The 14451-nt window shown below is 65.4% G+C and carries 16 protein-coding genes; 12 read left to right on the top strand and 4 right to left on the bottom strand.

The genetic code is table 11. The features are described from left to right. Positions 1 to 105: 105 nt before the first annotated feature. Both WI560_RS04140 and WI560_RS04135 read right to left on the bottom strand, forming a co-directional pair. Positions 106 to 603, bottom strand: a complete 498-nt coding sequence (locus tag WI560_RS04140) for a pilus assembly protein N-terminal domain-containing protein (protein ID WP_028138530.1) — start codon at positions 601 to 603, stop codon at positions 106 to 108. Between the two features lie 156 nt (positions 604 to 759). Then, the gene (locus WI560_RS04135) at positions 760 to 1587 is read right to left on the bottom strand and encodes a sterol desaturase family protein (protein WP_375308767.1); all 828 of its coding nucleotides are present in this window, start codon (positions 1585 to 1587) and stop codon (positions 760 to 762) included. Between the two features lie 266 nt (positions 1588 to 1853). Here WI560_RS04135 and WI560_RS04130 point away from each other — a divergent pair, with 266 nt between their 5' ends. The 10 genes from WI560_RS04130 (at position 1854) to WI560_RS04085 (ending at position 10784) form a co-directional block, all read left to right on the top strand. After that, the gene (locus tag WI560_RS04130; RefSeq protein WP_028138532.1) at positions 1854 to 2018 is read left to right on the top strand and encodes a Flp family type IVb pilin; all 165 of its coding nucleotides are present in this window, start codon (positions 1854 to 1856) and stop codon (positions 2016 to 2018) included. Positions 2019 to 2094: 76 nt separating this feature from the next. After that, the gene (locus WI560_RS04125; RefSeq protein ID WP_375308979.1) at positions 2095 to 2235 is read left to right on the top strand and encodes a hypothetical protein; all 141 of its coding nucleotides are present in this window, start codon (positions 2095 to 2097) and stop codon (positions 2233 to 2235) included. Between the two features lie 123 nt (positions 2236 to 2358). Then, complete coding sequence (locus WI560_RS04120) at positions 2359 to 2883, top strand: prepilin peptidase (RefSeq protein ID WP_257176625.1); 525 nt, start codon at positions 2359 to 2361, stop codon at positions 2881 to 2883. Between the two features lie 128 nt (positions 2884 to 3011). Beyond that, positions 3012 to 3809 carry a Flp pilus assembly protein CpaB gene (cpaB, locus tag WI560_RS04115; RefSeq protein WP_375306998.1) on the top strand — a complete coding sequence of 266 codons (798 nt, stop codon included), beginning with the start codon at positions 3012 to 3014 and terminating at the stop codon, positions 3807 to 3809. 11 nt (positions 3810 to 3820) lie between these two features. Beyond that, the gene (locus WI560_RS04110) at positions 3821 to 5296 is read left to right on the top strand and encodes a type II and III secretion system protein family protein (RefSeq protein WP_375308766.1); all 1476 of its coding nucleotides are present in this window, start codon (positions 3821 to 3823) and stop codon (positions 5294 to 5296) included. A 20-nt stretch (positions 5297 to 5316) separates the two neighbouring features. Then, positions 5317 to 6051 carry a CpaD family pilus assembly protein gene (locus WI560_RS04105; protein WP_375306997.1) on the top strand — a complete coding sequence of 245 codons (735 nt, stop codon included), beginning with the start codon at positions 5317 to 5319 and terminating at the stop codon, positions 6049 to 6051. Beyond that, the gene (locus WI560_RS04100; RefSeq protein WP_028138537.1) at positions 6048 to 7316 is read left to right on the top strand and encodes an AAA family ATPase; all 1269 of its coding nucleotides are present in this window, start codon (positions 6048 to 6050) and stop codon (positions 7314 to 7316) included. Before WI560_RS04105 ends, WI560_RS04100 begins: the two co-directional genes overlap by 4 nt. 20 nt (positions 7317 to 7336) lie before the next feature. Next, positions 7337 to 8806 (top strand): CpaF family protein, encoded by a 1470-nt coding sequence (locus tag WI560_RS04095; RefSeq protein WP_028138538.1) that lies wholly within the window; start codon positions 7337 to 7339, stop codon positions 8804 to 8806. Positions 8807 to 8822: 16 nt separating this feature from the next. Continuing rightward, positions 8823 to 9800, top strand: coding sequence for a type II secretion system F family protein (locus tag WI560_RS04090; protein ID WP_257176622.1), 978 nt, complete (start codon positions 8823 to 8825; stop codon positions 9798 to 9800). 9 nt (positions 9801 to 9809) lie between these two features. After that, positions 9810 to 10784, top strand: a complete 975-nt coding sequence (locus WI560_RS04085) for a type II secretion system F family protein (RefSeq protein ID WP_375306996.1) — start codon at positions 9810 to 9812, stop codon at positions 10782 to 10784. A gap of 60 nt (positions 10785 to 10844) precedes the next feature. On the opposite strand, the gene WI560_RS04080 is transcribed toward WI560_RS04085, so the two are convergent. Next, positions 10845 to 11660: a tetratricopeptide repeat protein gene (locus WI560_RS04080; RefSeq protein ID WP_375306995.1), complete on the bottom strand. Its 816-nt coding sequence runs from the start codon at positions 11658 to 11660 to the stop codon at positions 10845 to 10847. 182 nt (positions 11661 to 11842) lie between these two features. Next, positions 11843 to 12046 (bottom strand): hypothetical protein, encoded by a 204-nt coding sequence (locus WI560_RS04075; RefSeq protein WP_375306994.1) that lies wholly within the window; start codon positions 12044 to 12046, stop codon positions 11843 to 11845. Positions 12047 to 12242: 196 nt separating this feature from the next. Here WI560_RS04075 and WI560_RS04070 point away from each other — a divergent pair, with 196 nt between their 5' ends. Both WI560_RS04070 and WI560_RS04065 read left to right on the top strand, forming a co-directional pair. Then, positions 12243 to 13616, top strand: coding sequence for a M17 family metallopeptidase (locus WI560_RS04070; RefSeq protein WP_375306993.1), 1374 nt, complete (start codon positions 12243 to 12245; stop codon positions 13614 to 13616). Continuing rightward, on the top strand, positions 13609 to 14451 hold the full coding sequence (locus tag WI560_RS04065) for an NlpC/P60 family protein (protein ID WP_375306992.1): 843 nt from the start codon (positions 13609 to 13611) through the stop codon (positions 14449 to 14451). Before WI560_RS04070 ends, WI560_RS04065 begins: the two co-directional genes overlap by 8 nt.

Raw genomic sequence — 14451 nt, 5'->3', positions numbered from 1 at the left:
CCGGCGGCGGCCAAGGATGACGCGCAGAGGGACGTCGCTGGCATGCAGAAGCGGCGCCGCAGAATCAGGCGATCCACCCCGGCGCGAACCCGCCAATCGCTCCGGCTAGTTGGACTTGGTGGCCGCACCGGCGTTGCCGCTGGCACTGCTGCTCAGCGAACCGGCCTGGTTCATGGTGTTGTTGAAGTAGGTGTCGCTGTCCCCAAGCGTCACCCGACGCTGGCAGAGCGGCATGCAGCTGTAGGACTCGCGCTCGATCCCGCGATAGACGGTGACGAGCCGGTCGCTCGGGCCTTCGACCTGAATCTGACGGTCGACCAGAATCTCGCCGCCCCGGTCGAGCGCAATGAAATTGGTGGCACCGTAGCCCTTGCCGGTCACGACGATCATGCCGCCGGGCTGGAGCGTGACGTCGGCGATCAGGGGATTTCCGACCACGATGGTCGCCACCTTGCCGGGCAGCCGCACCAGCTTGGCCTGGTCGACGTTGACGGCGATGGTGTCGGCGGTCGGTTCGGCGAGCCCGGCAGCCGGCGATGCCAGCACTGCGGCAGCAACCAGAAGACAGACCCGCGCATGACGGCGCAGCAATTCCTTACGCATACTCATACTCCCGGGACGTCACAAACCGGCAGAAGCGAACAGCTAACAGCGGAGCCGGTGCCCGACCCGGCTAACCTGCCCTTAATTTGTGAACGTTCCGCAAACTCGCCGACGATTGTTTGAACGTAGTCGAGATTTGCCGCCGATTTTCCCACCCTACTGGCGGAACGGATAGGCCAATTGGCCCCCGATCTCCTTCGGTATGGCCGCTTCGTCCTTGCCGTAATCCTGCGGCAGCCGCCCCTCCGGCATGCGGAACGTGCCGAACAGCACGTCCCAGACCGGGAACGTCCCGGCGAAATTCGTGTTGCCGCCTTCCGTGAGCGACGTGTGGTGCCAGCGGTGGAACACCGGCGTTGCCAGCAGATATTTGAACGGTCCGAAGGTCCAGTTCAGGTTGGCGTGCACGAACGCCGAATGGAAGGTGGTGAATGGGCCAACCCAGAGCATGATGTTCGGGGAAATGCCGGCCATCAGCAACACGACGTCGACGCTGATCGTGCCGAGCAGGAGATTGATGGGATGGAAGCGGGCCGCCGAAATCCACCCGATTTCCTCGGACGAATGGTGGATGGCGTGGTACTTCCAGAAACCGCCGTCATGGAAGAAGCGGTGGATCCAGTACAGCATGAAATCGGACAGCACCAGGAACAGCAGGGCCTGCACCCACAGAGGCAGCTGCGCCAGCGGCCCATGGCCGTTGTCGTAGAAGGCGATGAGCTCGTCGGCGTCGTGGATGTTGAAGACGACGGCGGCGCCGACGATCAGAAGTCCGATCCGCATGGTGCGGGCGAACACCGGAACGAAAAACCAATAGCAGATGTCGGTGATGATCTCCCGCTTGCGCCACCACGGGGCGCCGGGGTTGCAGGCCCAGAAATGCTCGAGCACGGTGAAGACCGCCGCGAGCACGAAGGTGACGGGGAGCAACTTCGCGATGGTCTCGCCGAGCATCAGGGCGACTTGCATGGGCAGGCTCGACATCATCGCCTCTCTCCGCGAATTCCGGTCCTCGCTTACGCCTACTCCGTGAGATTTAAGGGAGGGTGAAGCGACCGCCGTGCCGGCGACGCATCTGGAACCGAAATTGAGGCCGCGGCTTTAAGGCGAAATTCACTCTGGACAAAAGCATCGCGCCGGACGCGGGTTTACGCGATCGGATTAACTCTACCGAAAGAGCTCGGCTCACATGGTCATCGGGTCAAAGACAGCGCCGAACGAGGCGATCCCACCCGAATGGAGTTTTGTTCATGAAGAGCTTGATTGCGCGTTTCGCAAAGGATGAATCCGGCGCAACCGCCATCGAATACGGTCTGATCGCCGCCGGTATCGCGCTGGCCATCATCACCGTCGTCAACAGCCTCGGCAGCACGCTCAACACCAAGTTCACCTCGATCAGCACCGGGCTGAAGTAAGCAACAGACGAACGACGGCAAAAGCCCCGGACCTCCGGGGCCTTTGTTTTTCCAAGGACGGCGAGTTCCAGTGGCGTTGCGTGAGTCCAGAACCGGTGCCGCGGTCGCGGCAGACGAGGCAGCTGCGGCCGAGGTCGGCTCGCCGGTCTATTGGGTCTGCCTTGCGCTGCTGCTTGCGACAGTCGCGCTCGCCGTGCGCATTGCCAGCCTCTGGTAGGCATGCGTTCCGCAGCTTCGGCCTTGCGTGACCCTCGCGGCCGTTGTCGGTTTGTTTAGCACTGCCGGCTAGAATGCGGCGACGCCAGTTTCCGCGGCAAACTCAGGCCTCAAGACGCAGCCCATGATCCTCGACCTTGCGCGCCTTCTGCTCTTCCCTGCCCTGATGGCGTTCGCCGCCGCGAGCGATCTGTTCACGATGACGATCTCCAATCGCGTGTCGCTGGCGCTGGTCGCAGGCTTCTTCGCGCTTGCCCTTGCCGGTGGCATGGCACCTTACGAGATGCTGAGCCATGTCGGCGCCGGCGCGCTCCTGCTCGTCATAGCCTTCGCCTGCTTTGCGATGGGCTGGGTCGGCGGCGGCGATGCCAAGGTCGCGGCCTCCGTCGCGCTTTGGTTCGGGTTCGCGCAGCTGATGAACTTCCTGCTCTACGCCTCGCTGTTCGGCGGTGCGCTGACGCTGCTCCTGCTCCAGTTCCGGCAATGGCCGCTGCCCTACGGGCTGGCGGGTCAGGCCTGGCTCGCGCGGCTGCACGCCAAGGAGAGCGGCATCCCCTACGGCATCGCGCTCGCGCTGAGCGCGCTGATGGTCTACCCCGAGACCGAATGGGTGAAGGCGATCGACCTCGCTCACCTCGCACTGCGCTGAACGCACCGGGTAAACCCGGCGTTAAGGCGATTTAGATACGCCTCATTAACCATGCTTTGACGAATAGCTGGTCAACTGCCGATTACGGCGGCGGCAGCGTCGCGGCGTCTTGTTGGAAAGTGAAGCGTATGAATAGGGCACGCATTGTCGTCCTGGCGGTCGCCATCAGCGCCGGCGGCGTCGCCGCGTACCTGGCGAGCGGCTCGGACCAATCTGCGCCGCCTCCGGCTCCGGTCGCCCAGCTTCCGACCGTCGACGTCCTCGTGGCCAAGAACGACATCGGCCTCGGCCAGACCGTGAAGCCGGAAGACGTGCAATGGCAGACTTGGCCGGCCGCGACCGCCAGCGCCACCTTCATCCGCCGCAACGAGCGTCCCGAGGGCGCGACCCAGGTCACCGGTTCGATCGCGCGCGCCCCGTTCATTCAAGGTGAGCCGATCCGCGACCAGAAGCTGGTCAAGGCCGAAGGCTCCGGTTTCATGGCTGCAATCCTGCCCACCGGCATGCGGGCGATCTCGACCGAGATCTCGCCGGAGACCGGCGCAGGCGGCTTCATCCTGCCCAACGATCGAGTCGACGTCCTCTTGACCCGCCGGCTGAAGAACCCGGACCAGAACAACGGCGCCCCCGACATCGTCACCTCCGAGATCATCCTGGCCAATATCCGAGTCCTCGCCATCGACCAGGCGCCAAAGGAAAAGGACGGCCAGAACGCGGTGGTTGGCAAGACCGTCACCCTCGAGCTCAATCCGGCGCAGACCGCAACACTCTCCGCAGCCCGCCAGAGCGGCACGCTGACGCTGGCGCTGCGCAGCATCGTCGACGTCAAGATGAGCGAAATCACGCTCGATGATTCCGCGCAGAAGCGGGACGGTGTTTCGATCATTCGCTACGGCATTCCAAGTCAGACGGCGAAAGCACGATGAAGACAGTCGATATGAAACGCAGGGTGGATTTGGCGACGATGCGAACCTCGGCGGTTCGCGCCCTGTCGTTTTCGGCCGCGTTGGCGCTGGCGCTCAACCCGTTGCTGACCCCCGCGGTCGCCGCCGATTACCGTCCCGGGGCCCTGGCCGCGGCGGATGGCCAGATGAACGCGCGCTTCCTCTCGCTCGGCGTCGGCAAATCCGTCGTGATCGACCTGCCGCGCGACATCAAGGACGTGCTGGTCGCCGATCCCAAGATCGCCAACGCGGTGGTCCGCTCGGCGCAGCGCGCCTATATCATCGGTGCCACGGTCGGCCAGACCAATATCGTGTTCTTCGATTCCGCCGGCCAGCAGATCGCGGCCTATGACATCGCGGTCAAGCGCGACCTCAACGGCGTGCGGGCCGCGCTGAAGCAGATACTGCCGAATTCGGACATTCAGATCGACGGGCTCGGCGACGGCATCGTCCTGACCGGCACGGCGGCGAATCCGATGGAAGCGCAGCAGGCCAACGAGCTCGCCGCGCGCCTGGCCGGCGGCGTCGACAAGGTGGTGAACTCGATCGTGGTGCGCGGCCGCGACCAGGTCATGCTCAAGGTGACGGTGGCCGAGGTCCAGCGCACCATCGTCAAGCAGCTCGGCATCGACCTGAGCGCCAGCCTCAATTACGGCACGTCGGTGGTGAGCTTCACCAACTCCAATCCGTTCACGGCGCTCGGCAAGAATCTCGTAGACGGCAACAATTTGACGGCGAGCTTCGGCGGTTCGTCGTCGGTGCAGGCCACCCTGCGCGCGATGGAAACCGCGGGCGTGATCCGCACGCTGGCCGAACCGAACCTGACCGCAATCTCCGGTGAATCGGCCACGTTCATCGCCGGCGGCGAATTCCCGGTCCCGGCAGGCTATGCGTGCGACCCCACCACCCATGTCTGTACCACCCAGATCAGCTTCAAGAAGTTCGGTATCTCGCTCAACTTCACCCCCGTGGTGCTGAGCGAAGGCAAGATCAGCCTGCGCGTGATGACGGAGGTCTCGGAGCTCTCGAACGAAAACGCGATCACGCTGTCGCAGGCCGTGACCTCGACCTCGGTGAACTCGCTGACGGTGCCCTCGATCAGGACCCGCCGCGCGGAGACCTCGCTGGAAATTCCCTCCGGCGGCGCGATGGCGATGGCCGGCCTGATCCAGCAGCAGACCAAGCAGGCCATCAGCGGATTGCCGGGGCTGATGCAGCTCCCGATCCTCGGCACGCTGTTCCGCAGCCGCGACTTCGTCAACAACGCCACCGAGCTGGTCGTGATCGTGACGCCCTATGTCGTTCGCGCGGTGGCGCCAAAGGACTTGTCGCGGCCGGATGACGGCTTCGCGCCGCCTGCGGATCCACAGGCCCAGCTGCTCGGCAACATCAACCGCATCTACGGCGTGCCGGGCCGGACCGAACCGGCCAAGAACTACCGCGGCACCTACGGCTTCATTACCGACTGAGGCGGAACGGGGACTTCACGATGATCACAAGACCACCCCAGCTTCGCAAGCGCGCCATCCGTCTCGGTGGCGCGCTGGTCGCAATGGCGCTCGCGCTCAGTGGCTGCCAGCACGACGAGGTCGTCACCGCCTCGATTCCGACCGACTACAAGCAGCGCCACCCGATCGCGATCGAAGAGCAGAATCGCTCGATCGTCGTCTTCGTCGGCCATGCCCGCGGCGGACTGACCGCTGCCCAGCGCGCCGACGTGATGGGCGTCGCCTCGGCATGGCTGCGCGAAGGCACCGGCGCCATCCGCATCGACGTGCCGTCCGGCACGCCCAATGCGCGACCGGTGGCGGACACGATGCGCGAAATCCAGGCGATGCTGGCCGCGGCGGGCGTTCCGCCGCGGGGTGTCAACGTTCGCCCCTACCAGCCCGAGGACAGGCGCTTCCTGCCGCCGATCCGTCTCACCTATTCCAAGATCGCAGCGATCGCAGGCCCCTGCGGCCTGTGGCCGGACGACATCGGCCCTTCGATGAAGAACAAGGGCTGGTTCGAGAACAAAGAGTACTACAATTACGGCTGCGCCTATCAGCGCAACCTCGCGGCGATGGTCGACAATCCGTCGGACCTCGAGCAGCCGCGGCCTGAAACGCCGTCTTACACCCCCCGGCGCATCACCGGTCTCGAGAAGTATCGCAAGGGACTGACGAGCGCGACCACCTATCCCGAAGCCGACAAGGCCAAACTCAGCGACACCGGCAAATGATCAGCTACGCTCGCCAGACACACGAAGAGCAGCCGGAAGCCCCGCCTCCGCCGGTCGAGGAGCATATCGCGCCCTCGCCGCGCGTCTCGGTCCAGGCCTTCTGTGAGACGGTCGAGACCGCGGCCGCGGTGCAGTCGGCCGGCGAGGATCGCCGCCTCGGCAAGGCCCATCTGAAGATCCAGATGGGCGGCATGGCAGCCGCGATCGAAGCCTACCGCTCGGCTCCCACGCCGAACGTGATCGTGCTCGAGAGCGACGGCCGCAACGACCTCCTGGGCGGGCTCGACCAGCTCGCCACCGTCTGCGATGCCGGCACCCGCGTGGTCGTGATCGGCCGCATCAACGACGTCACGCTCTACCGCGAGCTGGTGCGCCGCGGCGTCAGCGACTATGTGCTCGCGCCGGTCGGCGCGATCGACGTCGTACGCTCGATCTGCAACCTATTCTCGGCGCCGGAAGCCAAGGCGGTCGGCCGCATCATCGCCGTGGTCGGCGCCAAGGGGGGCGTCGGGGCTTCCACCATCTCGCACAACGTCGCCTGGGCGATCGCGCGCGACCTTGCAATGGATGCCGTCGTCGCCGATCTCGACCTGGCCTTCGGGACCGCCGGGCTCGACTACAACCAGGATCCGCCGCAGGGCATTGCCGACGCCGTGTTCTCGCCCGATCGCGTCGACACCGCCTTTATCGACCGCCTGCTGTCGAAATGCACCGACCATCTCAGCCTGCTGGCGGCGCCGGCGACGCTGGACCGGGTCTATGATTTCGGCACCGACGCTTTCGACTCCGTGTTCGACACGCTGCGCTCCACCATGCCGTGCATCGTGCTCGACATTCCGCACCAATGGTCGGGCTGGACCAAGCGCGCCTTGATCGGGGCGGACGACATTCTGATCGTGGCCGCCCCCGACCTTGCCAATCTGCGCAATACCAAGAACCTGTTCGACCTGCTGAAGGCCGCGCGCCCCAACGACCGGCCGCCGCTCTACTGCCTGAATCAGGTCGGCGTGCCGAAAAGGCCCGAAATCGCCGCCGCGGAGTTCGCCAAGGCGATCGAGAGCCAGCCGATCGTCTCGATCCCGTTCGAGCCGCAGATCTTCGGCTCGGCGGCCAACAACGGCCAGATGATCGCGGAGATCTCCGCCAACCACAAGTCGATCGAGATGTTCCTTCAGATCGCCCAGCGCCTGACCGGCCGCAGCGAAACCAAGAAGCAAAAGTCGTCCCTGTTTTCACCCCTGATTGACAAGTTGCGGGGAAAATAGCCGCCGCATGGAGTTGTTAAGTGTTCGGTAAGCGTAGCGGAACAGACACCGACCTTCGGGCGCCCAAGCCCGGCGCCGTGTCGCTCGAGCCTGCCCAGGCTCCGGCGCCGACGGTCTCGCGCGCCCCCCCGCCGCCGGCCGTCGCCTCGCCGCCGCTTGCTCCCGCCAAGGCTCCGCCGCCCCCGGCCATGGAGAGCCGGCGTTCCGACAATTATTACGAGGTCAAGGCGACCATCTTCGGCGCGCTGATCGAGGCGATCGACCTCGCCCAGCTGGCCAAGCTGGATTCGGAATCCGCCCGCGAGGAAATCCGCGACATCGTCAACGAGATCATCGCGATCAAGAACATCGTGATGTCGATCGCCGAGCAGGAGGAACTGCTCGACGACATCTGCAACGACGTTCTCGGCTACGGCCCGCTCGAGCCGCTGCTGTCGCGCGACGATATCGCCGACATCATGGTCAACGGCGCCAACACAGTCTACATCGAGGTCGCCGGCAAGATCCAGCGCACCGGCATCCGCTTTCGCGACAACCAGCAGCTCCTCAACATCTGCCAGCGCATCGTCAGCCAGGTCGGCCGGCGCGTCGACGAATCCTCGCCGATCTGCGACGCGCGCCTCGCCGACGGCTCCCGCGTCAACGCCATCGTGCCGCCGCTGTCGATCGACGGCCCGACGCTCACCATCCGCAAGTTCAAGAAGGACAAGCTGACGCTGGATCAGCTCGTCAAGTTCGGCGCGATTTCGCCCGAGGGCGCCGAGATCCTCCAGATCATCGGCCGCGTCCGCTGCAACGTGCTGATCTCCGGCGGTACGGGCTCGGGCAAGACGACGCTTCTCAACTGCCTGACCAACTACATCGAGCACGACGAGCGCGTCATCACCTGCGAGGACGCCGCCGAGCTTCAGCTCCAGCAGCCCCATGTGGTGCGGCTGGAGACCCGTCCGCCCAACATCGAGGGCGAGGGCCAGGTCACCATGCGCGAATTGGTGCGCAACTGCCTGCGTATGCGGCCCGAACGCATCATCGTCGGCGAAGTCCGCGGACCCGAGGCGTTCGACCTGCTCCAGGCCATGAACACCGGCCATGACGGGTCGATGGGCACGCTGCATGCCAACAATCCGCGCGAAGCGCTGTCGCGCTGCGAATCCATGATCACGATGGGCGGCTTTTCACTGCCCTCGCGAACGATCCGCGAGATGATCTGCGCCTCGATCGACGTCATCGTCCAGGCCGCGCGCCTGCGCGACGGCTCGCGCCGCATCACCCACATCACCGAGGTGATGGGCATGGAAGGCGACACCATCATCACCCAGGACATCTTCCTCTACGACATGATCGGCGAGGACGCCAACGGCAAGATCATCGGCCGCCACCGCTCGACCGGAATCGGCCGTCCGAAGTTCTGGGAACGCGCCCGCTATTACGGCGAGGAGAAGCGCCTTGCCGCGGCCCTCGACGCCGCGGAAGTGGCGCCGACGACGTGAGCAGGTCAGCGACGCCATGAACATACAGGTCCTCGCCCTCGCATTTCTGGCCACCGCCGCGGTCGGCGGCATCGCCTGGGTCTTCCTCTATCCGCTGCTCTCCGGGGAGCGGAAGGCGGAAAGCCGGCGCGCCTCGATCTCGCGTGCCGACGCGCCGATGGCCAAGCAGAGCGAAAAGAGCCAGCGATCGCGCCGCGAGCAGGTCGAAACGTCGCTGAAGGATCTCGAGGCACGGCGTCAGCAGGAGAAGAGCGTTCCGCTCAATATCCGCCTCTCCCAGGCCGGACTGGACTGGACGCCGCAGAAATTCTGGATCGTGTCCGCCGTCGTGGCGGGCGTCTTGTTCGCGGCGGCCCTGTTCGTCGGCGGCGGCCTGCTCGGCGCCGCCGGTCTCGCCTTTGCCGGAGGTTTTGGCCTGCCGCGCTGGGCCCTCGGCTTCCTGAAGAAGCGCCGGGAGGACAAGTTCCTGAAGGCACTGCCCGACGCGGTCGACGTCATCGTCCGCGGCATCAAGGCCGGCCTGCCGCTGTTCGAATCGATCAAGGTCGTCGCGGCCGATTCGCCAGAGCCGCTGCGCAGCGAATTCCTCGCCATCATCGAGACGCAGGCGATCGGCATGCCGCTGGGCGAGGCTTGCTCCCGGCTCTATGAGCGCATGCCGCTGCCCGAAGCCAACTTCTTCGGCATCGTCATCTCGATCCAGCAGAAATCGGGCGGCAACCTCTCCGAGGCGCTGGGCAACCTCTCCAAGGTGCTGCGCGACCGCAAGAAGATGAAAGAGAAGATCCAGGCGATGTCGATGGAAGCCAAGGCCTCCGCCGGCATCATCGGCTCGTTGCCGCCGATCGTGATGTTCCTCGTCTATCTCACGACGCCGCACTACATCTCGCTGCTTTGGACTCATCCCACCGGCCAGCTGATGCTGGTCGGCTGCGTCATCTGGATGTCGATCGGCATCATGGTGATGAAGAAGATGATCAATTTCGACTTCTGACGGTGATGCATGGTCGAGTTCCTCGTTTCGAAACTGCATGACGTCCGCTTCATGACGATGCTGCTGGCGGCCATCGCCGCCAGCGCCACCGTCTATACGCTGGTGATGCCGCTGTTCGCCGGCGAGGGACTCTCCAAGCGCATGAAGGCGGTCGCGAGCGAGCGTGAGCGCATCCGGCAGCGCGAGCGTGAGCGCCTTAACAAGAACGAAAAGGTCTCGCTGCGCCAAACGCCGAAGCAGCTCGTCTCCAAGGTCGTGGAGGACTTCAACCTCACGAAATGGCTGGCGCAAGAGGCGGCGCGGGACAAGCTGATCATGGCCGGTTACCGCGGCCAGGCGCCCTATATCACCTTCCTGTTTGCCCGCCTGGTCACGCCGATCGTGCTCTTCGTCGGCTCGCTTCTCTACGTCTTCGTGATCGCGCACATGGACAAGCCGGTGCCGATCAAGATCGGCATCTGCATCGGCGCGGCCTATCTCGGTCTCCAGGCGCCGATGCTGTTCCTGAAGAATGCGATCTCCAAGCGCCAGCTCTCGATCAAGCGCGCCTTTCCCGATGCGCTCGACCTGCTCCTGATCTGTATCGAATCCGGCATGTCGGTCGAAATGGCGTTCCGGAAGGTCGCCACCGAAATCGTGGGACAGTCGATCGCGCTGTCGGAGGAGTTCACGCTGACCACGGCCGAGTTGTCCTACCTGCAGGACCGCAAGGTCGCCTATGAGAATTTGGCGCGACGCACCGGGCTCGAGGGCGTCAAGTCGGTCTGTCTCGCGCTTCAGCAGGCGGAACGCTACGGCACCCCGCTCGGTCAGTCCTTGCGCGTCATGGCCCAGGAAAACCGCGACATGCGGATGACCGAGGCCGAGAAGAAGGCCGCCGCGTTGCCGCCGAAGCTGACGGTGCCGATGATCCTGTTCTTCCTGCCAGTGCTGTTCGTCGTCATTCTCGGACCGACCGGCATCAAGATCACCGAGATGCAGTGACACGAGCCGTCGTCCGCGCGGTCCGCGGGACGGCTGCGAATGCTGAAGATCAGAGCTTGATCAGTCGGGCTGGTTGAGCGCGGCGACCGGGGTCCGCTTCGGCCCGCCGCGATGATGGTCGCTGCGGCTCAGCATGTCCTTGAGATAGGCGACATTGGCCGCGGCCTGATCCGGCGGCAGATCCGCCTTCACGATGGTCTCGGCCTCGGCGAAACGGCCCTGGAGACCGACGACGAGGCCGAGATTCTGCCGCACCCGGCTGCTGGCGCGCGGCGAGGCGTAGGCTTGCCGCAACGCCTCTTCGGCCTTGGGCAGATCCTTCGACAGCATGTAGGACAGGCCGAGATTGGAAAGCACGCCGGGATCACCCGGCGCGATCTTGAGCGCGCTCGCATAATAGGAGCGCGCCTCGCCGTGACGGCCCATCTGGTCTAGCGCGGTGCCCTGCACCGAGAGCAGGCGCCAGTCCGGATTATCAGGCGAATGCGCTTTCGACAGGACGTCGTAGGCCTGCTGGAAATTGCCGTTGTCGGCGAGCGCGCGGCCATACTGCGCGAGCAGCGCCTTGTTGCCGGGATTGGCGATGGTCGCCTGCTCAAGCACCGCGGCGGCCTGGGCGCGTTGGCCGTTGGCGCGCAAGGCCTGGCCATAGGCGAGCGCCGCCTCGGCGTCCCTGGGATTGGCACGGTAGCGCTCGCCATAGACCTCGACGGCGCGCGCGGGATCGGTGGGCGCCGCCTCTGCCCGTGGTCCGCCGAGCGAGCCTGTCACATCGGAGAGTTTCGACATGCCCGTGCAGCCGCCGAGGCCCATGGCCACCGCCGCGACCAGCGAGGTGGACGCAAGAAGCCGGGCGAAACTGAACCGTTGACGCATGACGCCTTGACTCTCGAGCCGATTGATCGAGCCGAACGCGTCAGCAATAGGCTGTTAACCCTAACGGCGGGTTAACGCCGCTTCGCAGGGCCATCTCACCCCCGCCTGCCGTGGCACCTCTGCCAAGGTCGGGATCGAGGCCGAGCGCCTGCCGGTCCGGATCCCGCAGCCATTGCCGCCGCTCAATAGTCGATCGCAAGCCGCTTGCGGATTTCGTCGACGCGCTTGTCGAGTGCATCGAACCGCGCGTGGACCGAGCGGTCGTGGAGATAGAACACGTAACCGCCGGCAAGGAGCGCGAAGATCCAATGGTGGTGCTCGACATAGCCAAAGATCGCCTCGACGGCATGGCCGATGAACGTGACCACGCTCCACACGAATTCCATTGCATGTCCTCCCGGCGCGTTTGTCGTCGCCCGATCTCCAGCGCTGGCGACCCTTGCCGGAACCTAGCATGGGCCCCTTGCCGCGAGTAGCGCCTCGCCGAAACGGTGTCAGCAAAGCCGATTGCAGCCGCGGCGAAACTCTGCGAAGTCTCGTCCGTTCGCATCACCCGTTTGATCCGACGATCCGGACCCGCCAATGCCTTCTGTCTTCGAGACGTCATCCACCGCCATCCCGATCACCTTCGTTACGAAATCGAGCTGGGATCGGGTCGCCGAGGCGCTGCCGCCGCCGCAACGCCAGTTCGCCACCTCATGCGCCTTTGCTGCCAAGCCCGGCGGTTATCTCGCCCTGCCCGCGCCCGATGGCGCGATTGCACAGGTGCTGTTCGGGCTTGAGGATGAGGGTGCAAGATCGCGCGACCTGTTCCGGCCCGGCGCGCTGCCCGGCCTCTTGCCGCCGGGCATTTATCGCTTTGCCAATGCCCCGCACGATACACGGCTGGCGGCACTCGCCTTCGCGCTCGGCACCTACCGCTTCGCGCGCTACCGCAAGGCTGACAGGCCCGAGGTCCGGCTGGTGCCGCCTGACGGCGTCGACCCGGCCGAGATCGAGCGGATTGCTAATGCCGCAATTCTCGCGCGCGACCTCATCAACACGCCGTCCAACGACATGGGGCCGGATGAGCTCGCCGCCGCCGCGCAAGCCCTCGCCGCCGAGTTCGGCGCAAGCTTCGCCTGCACCATCGGCGAGGAGTTGGAGAAGCACTTCCCGCTGATCCACGCCGTCGGCATGGCTTCCAGCCGCGCGCCGCGGCTGATCGACATCGGTTGGGGCGATCCCGATCATCCCAAGGTGACGCTGGTCGGCAAGGGCGTGTGTTTCGACACCGGCGGGCTTGACCTGAAGCCGTCGAGCGGCATGCTGATCATGAAGAAGGACATGGGCGGCGCCGCCAACGTGCTGGCGCTGGCGCGCATGGTGATGGATGCGAAGCTGAAGGTGCGCCTGCGCGTGCTGATTCCGGCGGTGGAGAACGCGGTCGCCGGCAACGCCTTCCGCCCGCTCGATATCTTCACCTCGCGCAAGGGCATCACGGTCGAGATCGGCAACACCGACGCCGAGGGACGCCTGGTGCTCGCCGACGCGCTGGCGCTGGCCGACGAGGAGAAGCCCGACCTGCTGATCGACCTGGGCACGCTGACCGGCGCGGCGCGGGTCGCGCTCGGGCCGGATCTGCCGCCCTTCTATACCAATGACGAGACCCTCGCCGCCGACCTTGCGCGCTGCGCGGTGAAGGAGAACGATCCGTTGTGGCGCATGCCGCTGTGGCCGCCTTACGATCAGTGGCTGGACTCCAAGACGGCCACGATCACCAACGCGCCATCGGGCGGCTTTGCCGGCTCGATCACCTGCGCGCTGTTCCTGCAACGCTTCGTCGAGCACGCCGGGAGCTGGCTGCACGTCGACATCTACGGCTGGACGCCGTCGGCCAAGCCGGCACGCCCCGAAGGCGGCGAGTGCCAGGCCGCGCGCGCCATCTACACCTTGCTGAGCGAGCGCTATGCATGATCCGCGAATAACACCGGCGCGGCGCGACCTCGCCGCGAAATATCTTGAAGGCAAGGTGCAGGCGGATCGCTTCGTCGCAGGCGAGGACTTCGAGGTGATTGAGCCGGTCGCGCCGGTGCGCGAGCAGCCGTCCTCGAGCGCGATGCTGATGACGGAGGCCCTGCGCGGCGAGCGCGTCACGGTCTACGACCGCAACGGCGAGGGTTGGGCGTGGGGCCAGCTCAATGGCGATGGCTATGTCGGCTGGCTGCCGGATGCGGCGCTCGTGAAGCCTTCGGCCGCCCCGACCCACGTGGTCAGCGCGTTGCGGACGTTCGCATTCCCCGGCCCGTCAATCAAGCTGCCGCCGGCCGAGACGCTCGTGATGGGATCCAGGCTCGCCGTGGCGCGCGAGGACGGCAGCTTTGCCGTGACGCACGACGGCAGATATCTGCCGAAAACGCATCTCGCCGAGCTCGATCATCGCGAGCCGGACTTCGTCGCAATCGCCGAGCGCTTCGTCGGCACGCCCTATCTCTGGGGCGGCAAGAGCAGTCTCGGCATCGACTGCTCCGGCCTCGTCCAGGTCTCGCTGACGGCAGCAGGGATCGGCTGCCCGCGCGACAGCGACATGCAGCTCGCCGGTCTCGGCCGCACACTGGAGCCGCATGAGCGAAGCCGCTTGCAGCGCGGCGATCTGATCTTCTGGAAGGGTCACGTCGCGATCGCCCGCGACGGCAGCACCATGGTTCACGCCAACGCGTATCACATGGCGACCGTGATCGAGCCGATCGAGCCGGCCATTGCGCGAATCAGGCAGGCCGGCAGCGAGGTCGTTGCAATCAAGCGGCTCTGA

It is taken from the genome of Bradyrhizobium sp. A11 (assembly GCF_042077125.1).
In the GTDB taxonomy this organism is placed as follows: Bacteria; Pseudomonadota; Alphaproteobacteria; order Rhizobiales; family Xanthobacteraceae; genus Bradyrhizobium; species Bradyrhizobium japonicum_B.
This window is presented reverse-complemented; position numbering and strand designations above follow the sequence as displayed.

Excerpts from the sequence above, each read along its gene's own strand:
- WI560_RS04140 (WP_028138530.1), bottom strand. The coding sequence starts at position 603 with ATGCGTAAGGAATTGCTGCGCCGTCATGCGCGGGTCTGTCTTCTGGTT.
- WI560_RS04135 (WP_375308767.1), bottom strand. The coding sequence starts at position 1,587 with ATGTCGAGCCTGCCCATGCAAGTCGCCCTGATGCTCGGCGAGACCATC.
- WI560_RS04130 (WP_028138532.1), top strand. The coding sequence starts at position 1,854 with ATGAAGAGCTTGATTGCGCGTTTCGCAAAGGATGAATCCGGCGCAACC.
- WI560_RS04120 (WP_257176625.1), top strand. The coding sequence starts at position 2,359 with ATGATCCTCGACCTTGCGCGCCTTCTGCTCTTCCCTGCCCTGATGGCG.
- cpaB (WP_375306998.1), top strand. The coding sequence starts at position 3,012 with ATGAATAGGGCACGCATTGTCGTCCTGGCGGTCGCCATCAGCGCCGGC.
- WI560_RS04110 (WP_375308766.1), top strand. The coding sequence starts at position 3,821 with ATGAAACGCAGGGTGGATTTGGCGACGATGCGAACCTCGGCGGTTCGC.
- WI560_RS04105 (WP_375306997.1), top strand. The coding sequence starts at position 5,317 with ATGATCACAAGACCACCCCAGCTTCGCAAGCGCGCCATCCGTCTCGGT.
- WI560_RS04100 (WP_028138537.1), top strand. The coding sequence starts at position 6,048 with ATGATCAGCTACGCTCGCCAGACACACGAAGAGCAGCCGGAAGCCCCG.
- WI560_RS04090 (WP_257176622.1), top strand. The coding sequence starts at position 8,823 with ATGAACATACAGGTCCTCGCCCTCGCATTTCTGGCCACCGCCGCGGTC.
- WI560_RS04085 (WP_375306996.1), top strand. The coding sequence starts at position 9,810 with ATGGTCGAGTTCCTCGTTTCGAAACTGCATGACGTCCGCTTCATGACG.
- WI560_RS04080 (WP_375306995.1), bottom strand. The coding sequence starts at position 11,660 with ATGCGTCAACGGTTCAGTTTCGCCCGGCTTCTTGCGTCCACCTCGCTG.
- WI560_RS04075 (WP_375306994.1), bottom strand. The coding sequence starts at position 12,046 with ATGGAATTCGTGTGGAGCGTGGTCACGTTCATCGGCCATGCCGTCGAG.
- WI560_RS04070 (WP_375306993.1), top strand. The coding sequence starts at position 12,243 with ATGCCTTCTGTCTTCGAGACGTCATCCACCGCCATCCCGATCACCTTC.
- WI560_RS04065 (WP_375306992.1), top strand. The coding sequence starts at position 13,609 with ATGCATGATCCGCGAATAACACCGGCGCGGCGCGACCTCGCCGCGAAA.